This is a genomic window from Sediminibacterium sp. FW305-C-49, assembly GCF_058231085.1.
Map to the genome: position 1 here is coordinate 477,858 of NZ_JBIQXS010000001.1, position 16,224 is coordinate 494,081.

Here is a 16,224-nt window from a genome sequence, read left to right on the forward strand (position 1 = left end):
AAATTTAGGCTGAATATTTTTTCACGATTACACAGGCATTATGCCCTCCAAAACCGAATGTATTGCTCAATGCAGCTCGAACGGTTTTCTTTTGAGCCTGATTGAAAGTGAAATTCAATTTCGGATCGAGTTCAGGATCATCCGTAAAATGGTTGATGGTAGGTGGAATAATGTCGTGAATAACACTTTGAATACAGGCAATGGCTTCAATAACACCGGCAGCACCCAGACAATGACCTGTCATTGATTTGGTAGCGCTGATATTCAGGTTATACGCATGGTCGCCAAATACTTCGGTAATGGCTTTTGCCTCGGCACCATCGCCCAATGGGGTAGATGTGCCGTGTGTATTGATATAATCAATTTCGTCTGCACGCATACCTGCATCTTTCAATGCAGCCAGCATTACGTTACGCGCACCCAATCCTTCCGGATGGGGGGCTGTAAGGTGATAGGCATCGGCAGTAGCGCCGCCACCTGCTATTTCACAATAAATTTTTGCCCCACGCTTAACAGCATGCTCATATTCTTCCAGTATGAGGGCTCCGGCTGCTTCACCCATTACAAAACCATCGCGATCCTTATCATAGGGACGGCTGGCTGTTTTAGGATCATCATTGCGTTCGCTCATGGCTTTCATGGCATTGAAACCACCCAAACCAGCTTCGCTGATCACCGCTTCGGCACCGCCTGAAACAATGATATCAGCTTTTCCTAAACGGATGGTATCCACTGCACTGATAATGGCATTGGTACTGGATGCACAGGCACTTACCACTGCGTAATTGGGTCCGCGGAAACCATGACGCATAGAGATAAGACCAGCAGCAATATCCAGGATCATTTTGGGAATAAAGAATGGATTGAAACGGGGCGTACCATCTCCTTTGGCAAAGTTGATGACTTCTTCCTGGAAGGTAGTCAATCCACCAATGCCACTGGCGAAGATGACACCAACACGGTCAATGTCTACATTGTCTTTGGAGATACCGGCATCGGTTACAGCCATTTCACTGGCGGCAATAGCCAGTTGGGCAAAACGATCGGTTTTACGGGCTTCTTTACGATCCATGAATTGAGTTGGATCGAAGCCTTTAATCTCACAGGCAAAACGGGTTTTGAATTTAGAAGCATCAAATAAAGTAATGTTATCTGCTCCGGAAACACCATTGATCAAAGCCGTCCAATAATCATTCAGATTATTTCCTAACGGTGTGAGGGTGCCAATTCCGGTTACAACAACGCGCTTTAATTCCATGATCAAAACCTGTTTAAGTGAACATCCGCCTTTTGTGGCCGAGGCCGCAGAAAGGCGGATGCATAAATTATTCCTTCAATAAAATTAATTCTTACTTGGCATGTTCTTCCAGGTAAGCAACAGCCTGACCAACTGTAGTGATGGTTTCTGCCTGCTCATCAGGAATAGAGATATTGAATTCTTTTTCGAATTCCATAATCAACTCCACGGTATCCAGTGAATCGGCACCGAGATCGTTGGTGAAAGAAGCCTCATTGGTAACCTCGGCCTCGTCAACCCCTAACTTGTCAACTATGATTTTCTTTACTCTTGTTGCGATGTCTGACATTGTAAAAAGTTTTTGTTACAGCCGCAAAAATATACTTTTTGTTAAATAAGCAATCTTTTCGGGCATATTTGTTTCCACAGGCAGAAATGCGGCTATGATGGCCAACGCAGGTACAATGTAGAAGTCCGAAAGTCGGAAAGTCGGAAAGTTCAAAAGAAGATTGTTTTTACACCTATTTTACTAGAATTCACCACTAAATGCATCGTTTACCGGCTTCCGGTCCTTCAGACTAACGGACTTTCGGACTTCCTCCAAATATTAAAAATGATCCCTATCTTGTATATCCTTTCATATAAACTATGGCATTAAAACTCATCGATCACGGCTCAAAAGAGTACCAGCAGATGGTAGAATTACGCTACCAGATACTCCGTAAACCCCTCGGACTCAGTTTTACCATGGAAGAACTGGAAAAAGAGAAAAATGATATCCTGATCGGCTGTTTTGACGAAGAAAAGCTCGAAGGATGCTGTATGCTGATGGAAGAAGGGGAAAAAACAGTCCGGCTCAGACAAATGGCTGTACTATCCGGATTACAGGGTAAAGGCATTGGACGGGTACTCATGATTTTTGCAGAAAATATTGCCCGCGACCGCGGCTATAAACGTCTTACCATGCATGCCCGCGGCACTGCCGTCGGCTTCTACGAAAAATTAGGCTATAATATCTGTAGTGATGAATTCTTCGAAGTAACCATTCCGCATTATGTGATGGAGAAAGCGCTTTGAGAGCAGAGAAATAAGAAATAGGAAGTAGGAAATAAGAAAGTAAGGTATATTTCACTTTCTTATTTCCTACTTTCTATTACATATTTCCTATTTTTTTCCTCAACAGTCCTCTTAAATCGTGTCTGAATTCATCTCCCATATTTTCTTTGGGAACAAGGAAGAATGATTTACTATCGAAATAGAGATGAAAAAAATGCGGGCTCTCAAAATAACGGGAGAACTTATGCCATTCCCAGTCTACATAACCACGTTCATTTTCGAGACGAATAGCCTGGTCATTAAAGTCGATGATAAAACTGTCTTTAAAAGTGGCAGCTTTTTTATAAATATTATTGGGCAGAAAATACCAGAAAGATGCCATGAGCATGATCCAGATAAAAGAGCCGAGTAAAAAAGGTTCGGGTCTTATTTTTTTCATGTAGAACAATACCGCTGCGGCAATGGCAAATACATTCACCAGCACCATCAATACCCTGATTTCCGGTTTCTGTACAAAGTGATAACGCAATGCCTGTATCACTTTCTTTTTTTCGTAGGAGAAGCTGACTTGCATAGGGCAAAGATAGGGAGGGATGGCAGATGTAGGATGGCGGATGTAGGATTTATAGTCTTATGATAAACAATGAATAGTCAGGTAAAACTGTATGATACTCATTACCCGACTATTCACTATTAACCACTGCCCATTCACGCACTACACTTTCACCATCTCTCTTCTCTTACCAATCAGAAAATGCATCACCAGCCAGCCGGCGAGGTAAGCAAATCCGCAGATGAAGAACATAATATAATAGGCTATTTCAATTTTATCGATGCTGCGGTAGTAGACGAACATATTCTTCTGCACAAACAGCGACAATAATATACCTCCCAGTGATCCGAACATGCCACCAATGCCTGTAATGGAAGCAATGGCTTTTTTAGGGAACACATCACTAACTGTCGTAAATATATTTGCACTCCAGGCCTGGTGTGCAGCCGCGGCAAGTCCAATAATGAATACCGCCAGCCACATATTTACACTTCCCAATAACTGCGCAAACACAATCGGTAATACACAAAAAGCAAAAATGAGCATGGATGTTTTTCTTGCCTTATGAACAGTCCACCCACTTTTGATGAAGCGCAAAGGTATCCAGCCACCGAGAATACTACCAACGGTTGAAATGGTATACACCAAAGCGACAGGGATAGCAATTTCTGTTTTTGTTAATCCATACTCACCTTCCAGGAAATCGGGTAACCAGAATAAATAAAACCACCAGATAGGATCGGTCAGCAGTTTACCAATGGCGAATGCCCATGTTTGTCTGAAACCCAGCAGCTTGAACCAGGAAACTTTTTCTGCAACTGTATCATCTGTTTCCTGTACTTCATCTTTGTCGCTATGGATATAATCAAATTCGGCCTGTGATAATTTTTTATGCTTACGCGGCACTTCATATAAAAGGAACCAGAAGATGAGCCATATAAAACCAATCATACCCGTAAGAATAAATGCCCATTTCCATCCCCACTCTGCAGCAATAAAAGGAACAGTCAATGGTGCGATGATCGCTCCGAAATTGGCACCTGAATTAAATATACCGGTTGCCAGTGCCCTTTCTTTTTTAGGAAACCATTCTGCCACACTCTTAATGGCAGCAGGAAAATTACCTGCTTCTGTAACACCCAGAAATGAACGCACCACCGCAAAACTGAACACACTCGATGCAAAAGCATGACATACGGCTGCAAGGCTCCACAACCCGGTTGCCAGTGCATAGCCAATCTTGGTACCCAGTTTATCAATCAGTCTTCCTGCACCCAGCATACCAAAAGCATAGAATAATTTGAATGCTATTTCAATATTGGCATAATCCGCGTCATTCCAGTTTAATTCGGCTGACAGGGTCGATTTTAAAAGACTGATCACCTGTCTGTCGAGGTAGTTGATGGTGGTGGCAAAAAAGATGAGTGAACAGATGGTCCACCTGTATTTTCCTATGGCTGCATTCATGGCTATCGTTTAATACGTTGAATGATATTCAATACGCTTTTTGTTTGTTCGCTAATCGTAGTATAATCTTTCTGTTCGAGTAATGTTTTGGTGATGAGTTTACTGCCCATACCCACTGCTTTCACACCCGCAGTAAACCATGCCTGTATATTCGCTTCTTCTAATTCTACTCCTCCTGTTGGCATAAATGCAATTCCGGGAAACAGTTCTTTGATGGCCGATACAAAGCCGGGACCCAATAAATTGCCCGGGAAGAGTTTGATAAACTTTGCACCCAACTGTTCGGCCATCATGATTTCAGTAGAAGTCATACAGCCCGGCACCCAGAGTTTTCCTTTGCCGTGCACATAATGCGCCACTTCAGGTATCATACCCGGACAAATAATAAAATCGGCTCCGGCATTGATAAACGCTTCTGCATGTGCTAAGGTTTTGATGGTGCCGATGCCCAGTAACATACCCGGCATCGCCACCTCTCTTTGCGCCAGCAGGTAGCTGAAATTATCCAATGCCTGTTCTCCGCGATTGGTGTATTCAATGACACGAATACCTGCCGCATACAATGCTTTCGCCACTTCCAGTGTTACCGTGGCATCATCATGGTAATACAAGGGCAACATACCCTGCTGCGTGATCGATTGTATGATTTGCTGGTTATCCATTTGATGCAATTATTTTTTTGATGGTTTCTACTGAGTTCAATGTGGTATCGCCCTTCTCCTGCAACTTACCAAATGCTGCTGCTGCTGCATAATTGATGGTCTCATCATCTGCGTATCCACTTAATGCGGCATGAATCAATCCTGCCATAAAACAATCGCCACTACCTACTTTATCTATGACTGTAGCTGTTTTAAAAGTTGCAGAGATCGTTTGTTCCTTTTCTTTATTCAATACAGCGAAATACCTGATACCTTTTCCTTCGTCGAAACGAAAAGTGTTGGCTACGGTTTTACAAGCCGGGTATTGCTGCATAATAGCTTCTGCCGTTTTTGTGGCATGTGCAGCATATTGTTCAGACCCAATCAGATTTTCATCCAATTCAATTCCCAACAATGTATTAGCCGCCCAGATATTACCCATAACAAGATTGCAATAAGGCAATAAAGTTTTCATCACTTCTTTGGGGTCTTTTCCATACTTCCACAATAAAGCACGGTAGTTGAGATCAACAGAAATTTTTATTCCCTTTTCACTTGCGGCTTTCAATGCTTCCAAACAAAGGTCTGCTGCTGAAGCACTCACTGCGGGTGCGATTGCACTGAAATGCAGCCATGCTACATCCTGTAATACCTCATTCCAATTCACTACGCCTGTTGCCAGTGTGGCAAATGAAGAGCCGGCCCTGTCAAAAACAGTTCCTGCATTTTTCATATCTGTTCCCTGCTGCAGGAAATACAATCCGATCCTGTTACCTGAATAATGTATGGCTGAAGTATCAATATTTTTTTTGGAGAGATAGGCAGCAATATCTTTCGATAAAGCATTATCAGGCATGGCCGTAAAATATTTTACCCGATGCCCCCATACTGCCAATGCAGTAGCAGCATTGAGTTCGGCTCCACCCATAAAAACAGGCAACTGGTTTTGCTCCAGCCATTGTCCGTTTGCAGCGGGCGATAAACGCAATAATATTTCTCCCAGACACAATACTTGCTTCATACAGTTGTCTTCTTACCTGATCTCGGCAATAGCCACCGGATCCATATCAGTAAATGTATAATTCTCTCCTGCCATTCCCCAAATAAATCCATAATTGGATGTACCTGCACCAAAATGCATCGACCAGGGTGGCGATATCACCGCTTCATGATTCGCCATTGTTATATGCCTGGTTTCGGTGGGCTGTCCCATAAAATGAAAAACCCGGTGCTGTTCGGGTACATCAAAATAAAAATACACTTCCATTCTACGGGTATGGGTATGCGGCGGAACAGAGTTCCACACACTTCCATGATTCAATACCGTAAGTCCCATCACCAACTGACAACTCTGTATACCTTCCTGGTGTATATATTTATAAATGGTTCTCTGATTGGATGTGGTTACCTCTCCCATATTCACAGGCGATGCTTCTTCTTTGGTCATACTTCTGTTGGGATAAGTATGATGTGCCGGCGCCGATAACAAAAAGAATACTGCTGGTTCAGTTGCATTAGTGCTGGAGAAACTTACTTCTTTTGTTCCCTTACCCAGATATAATGCATCCAGTTTATTCAATTTATACGTAACACCATCAGCGATAACCGAACCAGACCCACCAGTGTTAATAATACCCATTTCTCTTCTTTCCAGAAAATAATCTGCACGCAACTCCGCTTCATTACCAAGTGCAACAGACTGCTGAACAGGTTTCACACCCCCAATAATCACACGGTCGTAATGAGAATATACCAGCGTAAGCTGATTATCCTGCATCATATCTCCTACATGAAAATTAGTCCGCAAAGAAGCAGTATCCATTCCCTTTACTTCATTCGGACTGTTTTGAAATCGTATTTGCATTGTTCGTTAATTTAGTATTGCGAAAGAGGATTTGCATGAATGGTGAATCGTCAATGTTGAATATTGTTTTTTATACCATCATTCTTCTCATTGACCATTCATGATTGACCTTTGACGACACAAATCCGATATCTGCCATCAGCCATCAAAAAATCATCTCCCCATCCATCCTCCATCTACTGTTATAATCGTTCCATTTACATAGTCTGATGCATTTGATGACAGAAATACTACCGGACCTTTAAAGTCTTCAGGTTGCCCCCATCTTCCTGCTGGTATTCGCGACAGTATCGAACTGCTTCTCTCTACATCTTCTCTCAATGCAGCCGTATTATCTGTAGCAATATAACCCGGTGCAATGCCATTTACCTGTAACCCTTTACCCGCCCATTCATTGGCCAGTGCCTTGATTAAACTGCTCAATGCTCCTTTACTCGCTGCATAACCCGGTACATTTATACCACCCTGAAAACTGAGCAACGAGCAGGTGAAGATAATTTTACCACTGCCCCTTGTCAGCATCTGTTTACCGATTTCTCTGGCGAGAATAAAGGGCGCGTCAAGGTTAATCGACATCACTTTATCCCAATATTCATCCGGATGTTCAGCAGCAGGCATCCGCATGATGGTTCCTGCATTATTGACCAGGATATCAATAATAGGGTGATTGGACTGGATGGTTTTTAGTAAAGCATAAATACTTTCGCGATTCGACAGGTCTGCCTGATAGGCGGTGAAATTTTTTCCGAGCGCTTTCACTTCTTTCTCAATATCGCTTCCTTCGAGTTCAATTGATCCTGATACACCAATAATATCAGCACCCGCTTCTGCCAAACCCAAAGCCATTCCTTTACCGATGCCTTTGTTACAACCTGTAACCAGTGCCAGCTTACCTGTTAAATCAAATGCATGCATATCAGAAAATATATTTGGTACTCAGGAAATTTGATTCGTGTGTAGTAACAATATCATTAATCAACTGTCTGTTATCTTCTGTTAGCTTAGCTGCCACCAGTGAACGGATGGAGAAAGAACGCAATGCATCTACCACCGATAAAGTTCCTTCTGCACTGTCTTTTCTCCCCGTAAATGGAAACACATCCGGTCCACGCTGACACTGACAGTTGATATTCACCCTGCTCACCTGGTTTACCAATGGATCAATCAGTGATGCCAGTTCCGTTTTATCATTACTGAATAAACTCACTTGCTGACCATGTGTTGAATCGATCAGGTATTGAATGGGTTCATCAATTTCATCAAAAGGTACTACAGGAATCAATGGCCCAAACTGTTCCTCTCTGTAGAGTTTCATTTTCTCATTCACCGGATACAATACAGCCGGATACACAAATGATTCGTATTGCTTTCCACCATTTTCATTCATCACTTTTGCACCATACTGTTCTGCATCTTCTATGCAAGCCTGTAAATAAGCCGGCTTATGTGGTTCTGGCAATGGTGTTAACATGACAGCAGTTTCCCAGGGCATCCCAAATTTCAGTTTGCCCACGGCTTCACTTAATTGTTGCGTAAAATCTGCTGCCAGACTGCGATGAACAAATACAATTTTCAAAGCAGTGCATCGTTGCCCATTAAAGCTAAGACTTCCCAGCAAGGTTTCCTGTACCGCCAGTTTTAAATCGGCGTTTTTGGTAATAACGGCTGCATTTTTTGCATCCAGTCCTAGTATGGCCCTCAGCCTGTTGACTTTGGGATGTAGCTTTTTTAATTCATTGGCTACTTTACTCGACCCAATCAATGTGAGTACATTCACTTTTCCGGATTGCATCAGGCTGGGCACGATTGTATGGCCACGTCCATAAATAGTATTCACCACACCTTTGGGAAAACAGTCTTTGAACGCTTCGAGCAAAGGATAATGTAATAAAGTGCCATGTTTAGGGGGTTTGAACAATAATGTATTCCCCATGATGATGGCAGGAATCAACGTAGTAAAAGTTTCATTCAACGGATAATTGAATGGCCCCATACATAAAACCACTCCCAATGGAGAGCGACGTATCTGTGCAGCAATACCCTGTTCAATGGTAAAGCGCGATGAATCTCTGTCGAGATCCTTTAATGCATCGATAGTAGCATATACATATTCAACTGTTCTGTCGAATTCTTTTACTGAATCGCTCCATGATTTTCCGATCTCCCACATGATAAGTTTCACCACAATATCTTTCTGCTCCAGCATGCGTTGTACAAATTTCTCCACGCATTCAATTCTTTGTGCCACACCCATGGTAGGCCACTGACCGCGGCCATTATTATAGGCACGAACGGCTGCTTCCAGTGCTTCGTCGGCTTCTTTTTCTGTACAAACAGGATAAGTGCCGATTAGTTTTCGTTGCAGGCCATTGACTGTTTGAATACAAATAGGCGAATAGACTTCATGAACCGGACCGTCCCATGTTTTCATTTCGCCATCTGACAAATAAGTACGCTGGTGTATTTCACCAGGAAGCAGGAATTGCTGAGGGATGTTTTTCTCCTCAACAAATAGTTGATGTAATCTTGTTTGAAAATCCATTCGATTGTTGCTTGCTTTAAGGGAAAAAATACTTCTGTGTTTCTCTGTGTCTTCAGTGGCTAATAATTAATTGTATTGCCACTGAAGACACTGAGGGACACAGAAGATGTAATTATACGGTTTGCGGAGTAATACCCTGCCAGCCAAAATATTGTTGTGCGTTACGGTAACAGATGTCTTTGATCACTTTACCCACCCACTCCATATCTGCCGGTATTTCACCGTTCTCTATTTCTTCTCCAAATAAATTACAGAGTAATCTTCTGAAATACTCATGACGAGGGAAAGAAAGAAAACTTCTTGAATCGGTTAACATACCTACAAAACGGCTGAGTAATCCCATGTTCGACAATGCATTCATTTGCTTCACCATACCATCTTTCTGATCGAGGAACCACCAGGCGGCACCAAACTGTATTTTACCTGCTGCTGAACCATCATTGAAATTACCAATCATGGTAGCCATCAGTTCATTGTCTGCAGGGTTGAGGTTATAAATGATGGTTTTCGCCAGTTTATTATCACTGTCGAGTTTATTCAGGAAAGACGCTAATGGACGACCCTGTGAAAAATCGCCGATAGAATCCCATCCGGTATCGGGACCCAACTGCTGCAGCATTCTTGAATTATTATTTCTTAATGCCCCCAGGTGAAACTGCTGCACCCATCCTTTCTCCCAATCCCACTCTGCAAAATGTACCAGCATGGCTGATTTGAACTTGCGCTGTTCTGATTCATTCAGTTGTTTACCCGAATGTATCTTATTGAAGATGCTGTTGATTTCTGAGCCAGTAAAATCTTCTGCATAAATTTCTTCAAGTCCGTGATCAGATACATTGCAACCCGCAGCAGCAAAATAATCATGTCTGTTTTGCAAGGCATACAGGAAATCATCAAATGAAGAAACGGAAATGCCTGTAACAGCTTCCAACTGGTTGATATAACTGTTGAATTTTACCGCATCTGCCACATTCATGGCCTGATCGGGACGAAATGCAGGCAGAATAGGTATTTCAAAGCCATCTGCTTTTATTTTGGCATGGTGTTCCAATGAGTCTACCGGATCATCGGTAGTACAAACCAGTGCCACATTCATCTTACGTAATAAATTGCGCACCGTAAACTCCTTTGTCTGTAACAATGCCGTACACTGATCGAAAATCGCATCCGCTGTTTTTTGATTCAATATATCTGTTACACCAAAATAACGTTGCAGCTCCAGATGCGTCCAGTGATACAATGGGTTACGCAATGTATATGGCACAGTTGCTGCCCATGCCTGAAATTTTTCACGATCGCTTGCATTACCGGTACAGCATTTTTCTTCCACCCCATTGGTTCGCATAGCACGCCATTTGTAATGATCACCATACAACCAGGCTTCTGTAATACTCTTGAACTGTTTGTCTTCAGCTATCTGCTGAGGCGACAGGTGGCAGTGATAATCAATCACCGGCATATGTTTGGCATAGCCGTGGTATAATTCCTGTGCCGTTTTATTGTTCAGCAAAAAATGTTCGTCTAAAAACTGTTTCATAAACTTGCTTACTTATTGGTTAATGTCAGAGGCTCACTCCTCTTTTCCATGGTATAAAATCGTCTTGCCCGTTTCTAACGGCGCTAACCTGTATGCGGCCACTGGCTACTTCAATTACATAGTTCAATATTCTTTCTCCTGCTTCTTCGATCGTTTCTTTTCCCTCAATGATGGTGCCTGTATTGATATCGATGATGTCCTGCATACGTTCATACAAAGCTGTATTGCTCGATAATTTTACAACAGGTGCAATCGGATTACCTGTTGGTGTTCCCAAACCAGTTGTAAACAAAACCACAGTAGCGCCGGATCCTACTTCTGCAGTAGTTGATTCAACATCATTACCCGGTGTACACAATAAATTGAGGCCGGGTTTGTTTAGTTTCTCCGGATAATCGAGCACATCTGCTACTGGAGATGTACCTCCTTTTTTAGCTGCACCGGCCGATTTAATAGCATCGGTAATCAATCCGTCTTTAATATTACCGGGTGATGGATTCATATAAAAACCACTGCCTGCTGCTTCCGCTTTCTGGTTATAGGTTTGCATCAGCTGCATAAAACGCTTAGCCATATTTTCATCCACACAACGGTCACTCAGTTCCTGTTCCACACCACAGAGTTCCGGAAACTCAGATAAAATAACACTGCCGCCCAATGCCACCAGTAAATCAGATGTATAACCAATGGCAGGGTTGGCCGATATACCGGAAAAGCCATCGGAGCCACCACATTCCAGACCAATACAGAGTTTGCTGAGTGGTGCAGGTTTTCTTTTGTTTTTATTGGCTTCCACCAAACCGGCAAATGTTTGTTTGATGGCGGTTGATACCAGTGTTGTTTCAGTACCTAATTTCTGCTGCTCAAGTATAAACAATGGTTTGGCGAATGCTGCATCACGCTTTTTTATCTCATCCTGTAACATGGTCACCTGTGCATTCTGACAACCCAGACTCAAAATGGTTGCTCCTGCTACGTTAGGGTGTGTGATATAACCTGCCAGTAATCCACATAAGGTTTGCGCATCCTGTCTGATGCCACCGCAACCACCGTCGTGTGTAAGAAATTTAATGCCATCAATATTAGGAAAGAGTGGTGATCGGCCATTCACGGTTTCCGTTTCTACATAATCTGTTTCCAGAATGGCAGCAGTATCAGCACCCGACTGGTAGAGTTTAGTAAGGTGCTGTGTAAACTGGTTGTATTTTTTTACCCTTGCATAACCCAGCTCTTCCAGTAATGCTTCGCGTATCACTTCAATATTTCTGTTCTCACAAAATACAAGTGGTATCACCAGCCAGTAATTGGCCGTACCCACTGAACCATCTGCACGATGATAGCCATCGAATGTTTTTTGTTGCCATTTGGCTGTATCAGGAATATGCCAGCCTGTTCTTCTTTCATGCAGACTATAACTACCCGATGCATGTGTAATATTTTCTGTACTGATGCGAACGCCCGCCGGTAAATCCTGTTTGGCTTTTCCTACGAGCACACCATACATGGTGATGGCATTACCGGAAGCAATATTTTCCGTTGTGAATTTATGTTTTGCGGGTATGGTTTCTGCCAGTGTATATGATTGTTCTTTCCAGACCACTGTTTCACCTGCCTGCAAATCCTGTAAAGCCACCAATACATTATCAGCAGGATGCACCTGTATTATTTTTCTTGCCTCACTCATGCGACTGATTTTTGATTACCGGCTGCTTTTACCAGCGTAAAAGGGTGCTTTGTTGTTAACTGGAAATAATGATCCGTTACCGATAAAACAAAATGAGGATACTGACTGAGATCAGCGCCCCAGATGGTTTGATCTGCCATGATTTGTACTATGGTTTCCTCCACCGGCAGCCCTTGCTCCCAATGCGTAAACAGCAGGTTCATTTTATCATCATTCAATATCATTCCCTGCCGGTTAACAAAGTTTTTACCCTCTCCCGACCGTTGTGGTTTCATAAAATAAAGATAAGCCGCAAAACCAAGCGCCATATTACTATTGTGTTGTTCTCCCGTATGGTAGAGCGCCTGTATCAACGGCACATTGCGCATGGCCATTTTCGACGTGTATTGTACCGCAATATGTTCCCACTGGTGATCGATGTATGGATTACGGAAACGATCCATCACCTGCATGGCAAACGCTTCCGCTTCTTCTTTCCTAATATCGCCGCTAGCAACAATAGGTGCTATTTCTTCGAGCATGAGTGTTGACAGAAACTTTGTAAAATTTTCGTCCTGCATCGCATCTTTTACCAGTCTGAATCCCGCTAAAGAAGCCAAGCCACAACTAAAAGTATGGGCACCATTCAGTAATCTCAGTTTCAGTTCCCTGAAACGGTTGATGTCTTTTGCCAGCACAACGCCTTTGTCGGCTGTTGCAAAAGACAGGATATTTTTTGTTCTTTCCCTGTCTGTTTCGATAGCCCAGAGACGATAGGTTTCAGACATAATCATGAGTTCGTCTTCATAACCCAATATTGCTTCCATATTTTTCTGATCCTCTTTCGCAGGTTTACCGGGAACAATTCTGTCTACCAGTGAGCTACAAAAATCATTGGCAGTATGAAGCCATTCTATAAATTCTTCGCCTGTATTTTTGAGACGTGCGAGTTCAGTAACAATGGCTTTCAGTTTTGCGCCATTGTCCGTAATCAGCTCAGTGGGAACAATCACCATTCCAGCTTCCTGCGAACCATTGAAATGATGGTAGCGTTTGAAAAGAAAAGCCAGGAGTTTACCCGGAAATGAAACAGGCAATACCGCGGTGGCATCTGAGGTAACCAGCGTTATGCCTACCTCTGTGGTGTTTGAAATAATAAGCTGCAATGCGGGATTTTCCGCGCAGGCCAGTATATCATTCCATTGATGGTTGGCAGACAATACCCTGCTGATAGCGGCATTGACAATTACTTTTTCTGTTTTAATGCCTGCTTCGTACCCTCTTTCCAATAAAGTATACAGACCATCCTGTGCATCAAAAGCATCTGTACCACCCCGGTCTGTTGATTTTATTACTACAATTCTTCCGTTGAAAACACCTTGCTTATTGGCTTTGTCAATAAAATAATCGGGCAGGCCCCTTAATAAAACACCCGTACCAAATTGTAGTACTTTTTCAGGCAGGTTCAATAAAGATGGGTCTGGCCATTCTGCTTGTCCAGACCTGGGTTGTTTCATATTTGCTGCACTCAATTGCATTCGCTCTATCACTTTAATTAATTAAATTTTTTTTCTTCCAGGCCGGATAATCTTTTACCAGTATTTTTTCCGGCCATGTTCCATACCAGGCATAACCTACTCTTCTTTCATGTTCAATTTCAGTGAGTTTATATTTCCTGATACTGTCTCTGCCTGTAAAGAATGGTTTGTTATTGGGTATCTCATAAAAGCGTGCCCATAATACGGCATGCTCTTCCGCCACAATTACCCTGTCTTTTCCATTAGGCATAGCCGGATCAGGAATATCCTTGTATACATACCCTTTTATTTTCACGAGTTCAAACCATTCTACAGCAGCTTGTATGGCCTGTTTGATGGGCTGTGTCGGATTAGGTAAACGCAAAAGAAAAGAAACAATACCCGCAGACTCCATACCACTCAATGATACCAGTTCAAACTTTCTTGCCATTTCGGGCTGCAGTGTTTTATGGTTGTATTGTGCACACCAGGCTGTTAATTTTCCATTCACCGTTAATTGTGTCTGAAGAATACAGCTTATCCCTTTTTCAACTGCTTTTGCAGCCAGCGGAACCAATACAGCATCAACCAGGTTGAAATTGTTTTTCTGCTCAACAATATCCTGCATGATGTTCAGCACATTTACCATGGCATTGTCGTTATACGTGATCTGTGCGCGATACGAACTTGAATCAGGATAATATTGTGGCCATCCTCCATTTGCATACTGCGCTTTCAGGCAATAACGAATACCTTTTTCTGCGGCTTTCAGGTAACGCTGGTCACCGGTTTGTTTATAAGCATTGATCAGGAACCTGATTTCTTTGGTGGTGGCGCTATTATCAATCGTTGCATCTTTTCTTAAAGAGTCTGCTTGTGTTTTTTTCTTTTCCGCTTCAGACAGTTGCTTTGTATAATCCACTTTCACTTCACCCACTGCTTTTGGCCATCCGCCGATGGCTCTCTGGTATAGCAGCATATTATCTGCCTGAAATACAATGTGATCTAATTGTACTATCTCCTTGTTTCTTGCTTCTTTACTTCCTGATTCCAGATTCCTTATTTCCTTATTTCTTATTTCTTTTTCCCCCTGAAACTTAAACGCCTGAACCTCCAGCGGATTCCATCTGCCTCCAAATGTCCATTGAGGTGTAATCATTTCCGCTTTGGGTGAGCCTTTTGCTTCATGCAGGTTGTCTTTATGCCAGCTATAATCGCCTCCTTTTCTGTGTGAGTTGAAGAAATAAACACGCTGACCCCATAAAATGGCATTCTGCGGATTACTTGGATTCAGGTACACAGGTGCATCTGCCATATTTTCTGCAAAGCTGCAATTCAAGAGATAGAATTGTGCATCGCGGTGGTAACGACCCAGTTTAAAACCATCATCTCCCCTGAATGTACAGTTCACCAACACCGTTTTTGACTCTTCATATTTCGATCCGTCATGCCAGATGGCTGCCACATTACCATGTGCCACAAATTCACAGTTCTCGGCAAAAGCCCATCCTCTTGGACAATAAAAATCCACACCACCTTCCATTAAGCAATCTTTGAAATAATACATGCCTTCTTCTACGTTCCATGGACTCACTGTATCGCCTCCGTAAGCGCGAAGAATACAATTACGAACGATGAGTCTTGTAGTGGCAAAACTTCTCAGTGCCATCTGGTGACTCGACCTGCGTACCTGTTTGGTGATGGTGCCTGTATCTGTTTTACATTCAACATAAGTATCATTCACATTATCGAATCCATAACTGTTGATGATGCTCAGGTTTTCGAGTACAATATCATTGCCTCTCAGGTTCAATGCAGCCACACCCCAATCATCTGGACTTTCACATCGCCAAACATCGCGTGACAGAGAGATGCTGAGTATTGTTTTGTTTTTATCTTCTCCGGCAAGTGTTATTTTATGTTTACTGATGAATACTTTCTCTGCGTAGGTTCCATTTCTTATGTAAATCACCCTTTGTTCATGCGCAGTATCAGGTAAACTGTTTACGGCATCCTGTATACTTCGGAAATCGCCACCACACTTTGCATCTACCACCAGCAATACAGACTGAGCCTGCAAACCATTTGTCAGCAGCATCAGCCATAACAGCCCAATAAATCGTATTCCTGTTTTTTTTAAGGGCATG

14 protein-coding genes are annotated in these 16,224 nt (G+C 42.6%); 1 reads left to right on the top strand and 13 read right to left on the bottom strand.

Annotated elements, in window-relative coordinates:
* Window positions 1–4: 4 nt before the first annotated feature.
* Together fabF and ACH3Z1_RS02050 are read right to left on the bottom strand one after the other, a co-directional pair.
* Complete coding sequence (fabF, locus tag ACH3Z1_RS02045; RefSeq protein WP_490820170.1) at window positions 5–1,258, bottom strand: beta-ketoacyl-ACP synthase II; 1,254 nt, start codon at window positions 1,256–1,258, stop codon at window positions 5–7.
* Window positions 1,259–1,349: 91 nt separating this feature from the next.
* Window positions 1,350–1,586, bottom strand: a complete 237-nt coding sequence (locus ACH3Z1_RS02050) for an acyl carrier protein (protein WP_026751146.1) — start codon at window positions 1,584–1,586, stop codon at window positions 1,350–1,352.
* A 299-nt stretch (window positions 1,587–1,885) separates the two neighbouring features.
* On the opposite strand from ACH3Z1_RS02050, the gene ACH3Z1_RS02055 reads away from it, so the two are divergent.
* Entirely contained in the window at window positions 1,886–2,314 is a 429-nt protein-coding gene (locus ACH3Z1_RS02055) for a GNAT family N-acetyltransferase (protein WP_490820171.1), read from the top strand.
* A 76-nt stretch (window positions 2,315–2,390) separates the two neighbouring features.
* Here ACH3Z1_RS02055 and ACH3Z1_RS02060 read toward each other — a convergent pair whose 3' ends face one another.
* The 11 genes from ACH3Z1_RS02060 to pelA form a co-directional block, all read right to left on the bottom strand.
* Window positions 2,391–2,867 carry a YcxB family protein gene (locus ACH3Z1_RS02060; protein WP_490820173.1) on the bottom strand — a complete coding sequence of 159 codons (477 nt, stop codon included), beginning with the start codon at window positions 2,865–2,867 and terminating at the stop codon, window positions 2,391–2,393.
* A gap of 141 nt (window positions 2,868–3,008) precedes the next feature.
* Window positions 3,009–4,313, bottom strand: coding sequence for an MFS transporter (locus ACH3Z1_RS02065; protein ID WP_490820175.1), 1,305 nt, complete (start codon window positions 4,311–4,313; stop codon window positions 3,009–3,011).
* Window positions 4,314–4,315: 2 nt separating this feature from the next.
* Complete coding sequence (locus ACH3Z1_RS02070; protein ID WP_490820176.1) at window positions 4,316–4,975, bottom strand: bifunctional 4-hydroxy-2-oxoglutarate aldolase/2-dehydro-3-deoxy-phosphogluconate aldolase; 660 nt, start codon at window positions 4,973–4,975, stop codon at window positions 4,316–4,318.
* Window positions 4,968–5,975, bottom strand: coding sequence for a sugar kinase (locus ACH3Z1_RS02075; protein WP_490820177.1), 1,008 nt, complete (start codon window positions 5,973–5,975; stop codon window positions 4,968–4,970). Before ACH3Z1_RS02075 ends, ACH3Z1_RS02070 begins: the two co-directional genes overlap by 8 nt.
* A gap of 12 nt (window positions 5,976–5,987) precedes the next feature.
* Entirely contained in the window at window positions 5,988–6,818 is an 831-nt protein-coding gene (kduI, locus tag ACH3Z1_RS02080) for a 5-dehydro-4-deoxy-D-glucuronate isomerase (protein ID WP_490820178.1), read from the bottom strand.
* A gap of 153 nt (window positions 6,819–6,971) precedes the next feature.
* On the bottom strand, window positions 6,972–7,733 hold the full coding sequence (locus ACH3Z1_RS02085) for an SDR family NAD(P)-dependent oxidoreductase (RefSeq protein WP_490820179.1): 762 nt from the start codon (window positions 7,731–7,733) through the stop codon (window positions 6,972–6,974).
* A 1-nt stretch (window position 7,734) separates the two neighbouring features.
* Window positions 7,735–9,360: an NADP-dependent glyceraldehyde-3-phosphate dehydrogenase gene (locus ACH3Z1_RS02090; RefSeq protein WP_490820180.1), complete on the bottom strand. Its 1,626-nt coding sequence runs from the start codon at window positions 9,358–9,360 to the stop codon at window positions 7,735–7,737.
* Between the two features lie 112 nt (window positions 9,361–9,472).
* Entirely contained in the window at window positions 9,473–10,897 is a 1,425-nt protein-coding gene (uxaC, locus tag ACH3Z1_RS02095; RefSeq protein WP_490820181.1) for a glucuronate isomerase, read from the bottom strand.
* A 25-nt stretch (window positions 10,898–10,922) separates the two neighbouring features.
* A complete protein-coding gene (locus ACH3Z1_RS02100) occupies window positions 10,923–12,581 on the bottom strand; it encodes a UxaA family hydrolase (RefSeq protein WP_490820182.1) in 1,659 nt (552 codons plus the stop codon).
* Window positions 12,578–14,110 carry a tagaturonate reductase gene (locus ACH3Z1_RS02105; RefSeq protein WP_490820183.1) on the bottom strand — a complete coding sequence of 511 codons (1,533 nt, stop codon included), beginning with the start codon at window positions 14,108–14,110 and terminating at the stop codon, window positions 12,578–12,580. The genes ACH3Z1_RS02100 and ACH3Z1_RS02105 overlap by 4 nt, the downstream gene beginning before the upstream one ends.
* A 1-nt stretch (window position 14,111) precedes the next feature.
* Window positions 14,112–16,223, bottom strand: a complete 2,112-nt coding sequence (gene pelA / locus ACH3Z1_RS02110; RefSeq protein ID WP_490820184.1) for a pectate lyase — start codon at window positions 16,221–16,223, stop codon at window positions 14,112–14,114.
* Window position 16,224 lies beyond the last annotated feature (1 nt).

Bases quoted from the DNA above. Each gene is read 5' to 3' on its own strand.
- ACH3Z1_RS02060 (WP_490820173.1), bottom strand. From the start codon at position 2,867: ATGCAAGTCAGCTTCTCCTACGAAAAAAAGAAAGTGATACAGGCATTG.
- kduI (WP_490820178.1), bottom strand. From the start codon at position 6,818: ATGCAAATACGATTTCAAAACAGTCCGAATGAAGTAAAGGGAATGGAT.
- uxaC (WP_490820181.1), bottom strand. From the start codon at position 10,897: ATGAAACAGTTTTTAGACGAACATTTTTTGCTGAACAATAAAACGGCA.
- fabF (WP_490820170.1), bottom strand. From the start codon at position 1,258: ATGGAATTAAAGCGCGTTGTTGTAACCGGAATTGGCACCCTCACACCG.
- ACH3Z1_RS02075 (WP_490820177.1), bottom strand. From the start codon at position 5,975: ATGAAGCAAGTATTGTGTCTGGGAGAAATATTATTGCGTTTATCGCCC.
- ACH3Z1_RS02065 (WP_490820175.1), bottom strand. From the start codon at position 4,313: ATGAATGCAGCCATAGGAAAATACAGGTGGACCATCTGTTCACTCATC.
- ACH3Z1_RS02050 (WP_026751146.1), bottom strand. From the start codon at position 1,586: ATGTCAGACATCGCAACAAGAGTAAAGAAAATCATAGTTGACAAGTTA.
- ACH3Z1_RS02100 (WP_490820182.1), bottom strand. From the start codon at position 12,581: ATGAGTGAGGCAAGAAAAATAATACAGGTGCATCCTGCTGATAATGTA.
- pelA (WP_490820184.1), bottom strand. From the start codon at position 16,223: ATGCCCTTAAAAAAAACAGGAATACGATTTATTGGGCTGTTATGGCTG.
- ACH3Z1_RS02085 (WP_490820179.1), bottom strand. From the start codon at position 7,733: ATGCATGCATTTGATTTAACAGGTAAGCTGGCACTGGTTACAGGTTGT.
- ACH3Z1_RS02070 (WP_490820176.1), bottom strand. From the start codon at position 4,975: ATGGATAACCAGCAAATCATACAATCGATCACGCAGCAGGGTATGTTG.
- ACH3Z1_RS02055 (WP_490820171.1), top strand. From the start codon at position 1,886: ATGGCATTAAAACTCATCGATCACGGCTCAAAAGAGTACCAGCAGATG.
- ACH3Z1_RS02090 (WP_490820180.1), bottom strand. From the start codon at position 9,360: ATGGATTTTCAAACAAGATTACATCAACTATTTGTTGAGGAGAAAAAC.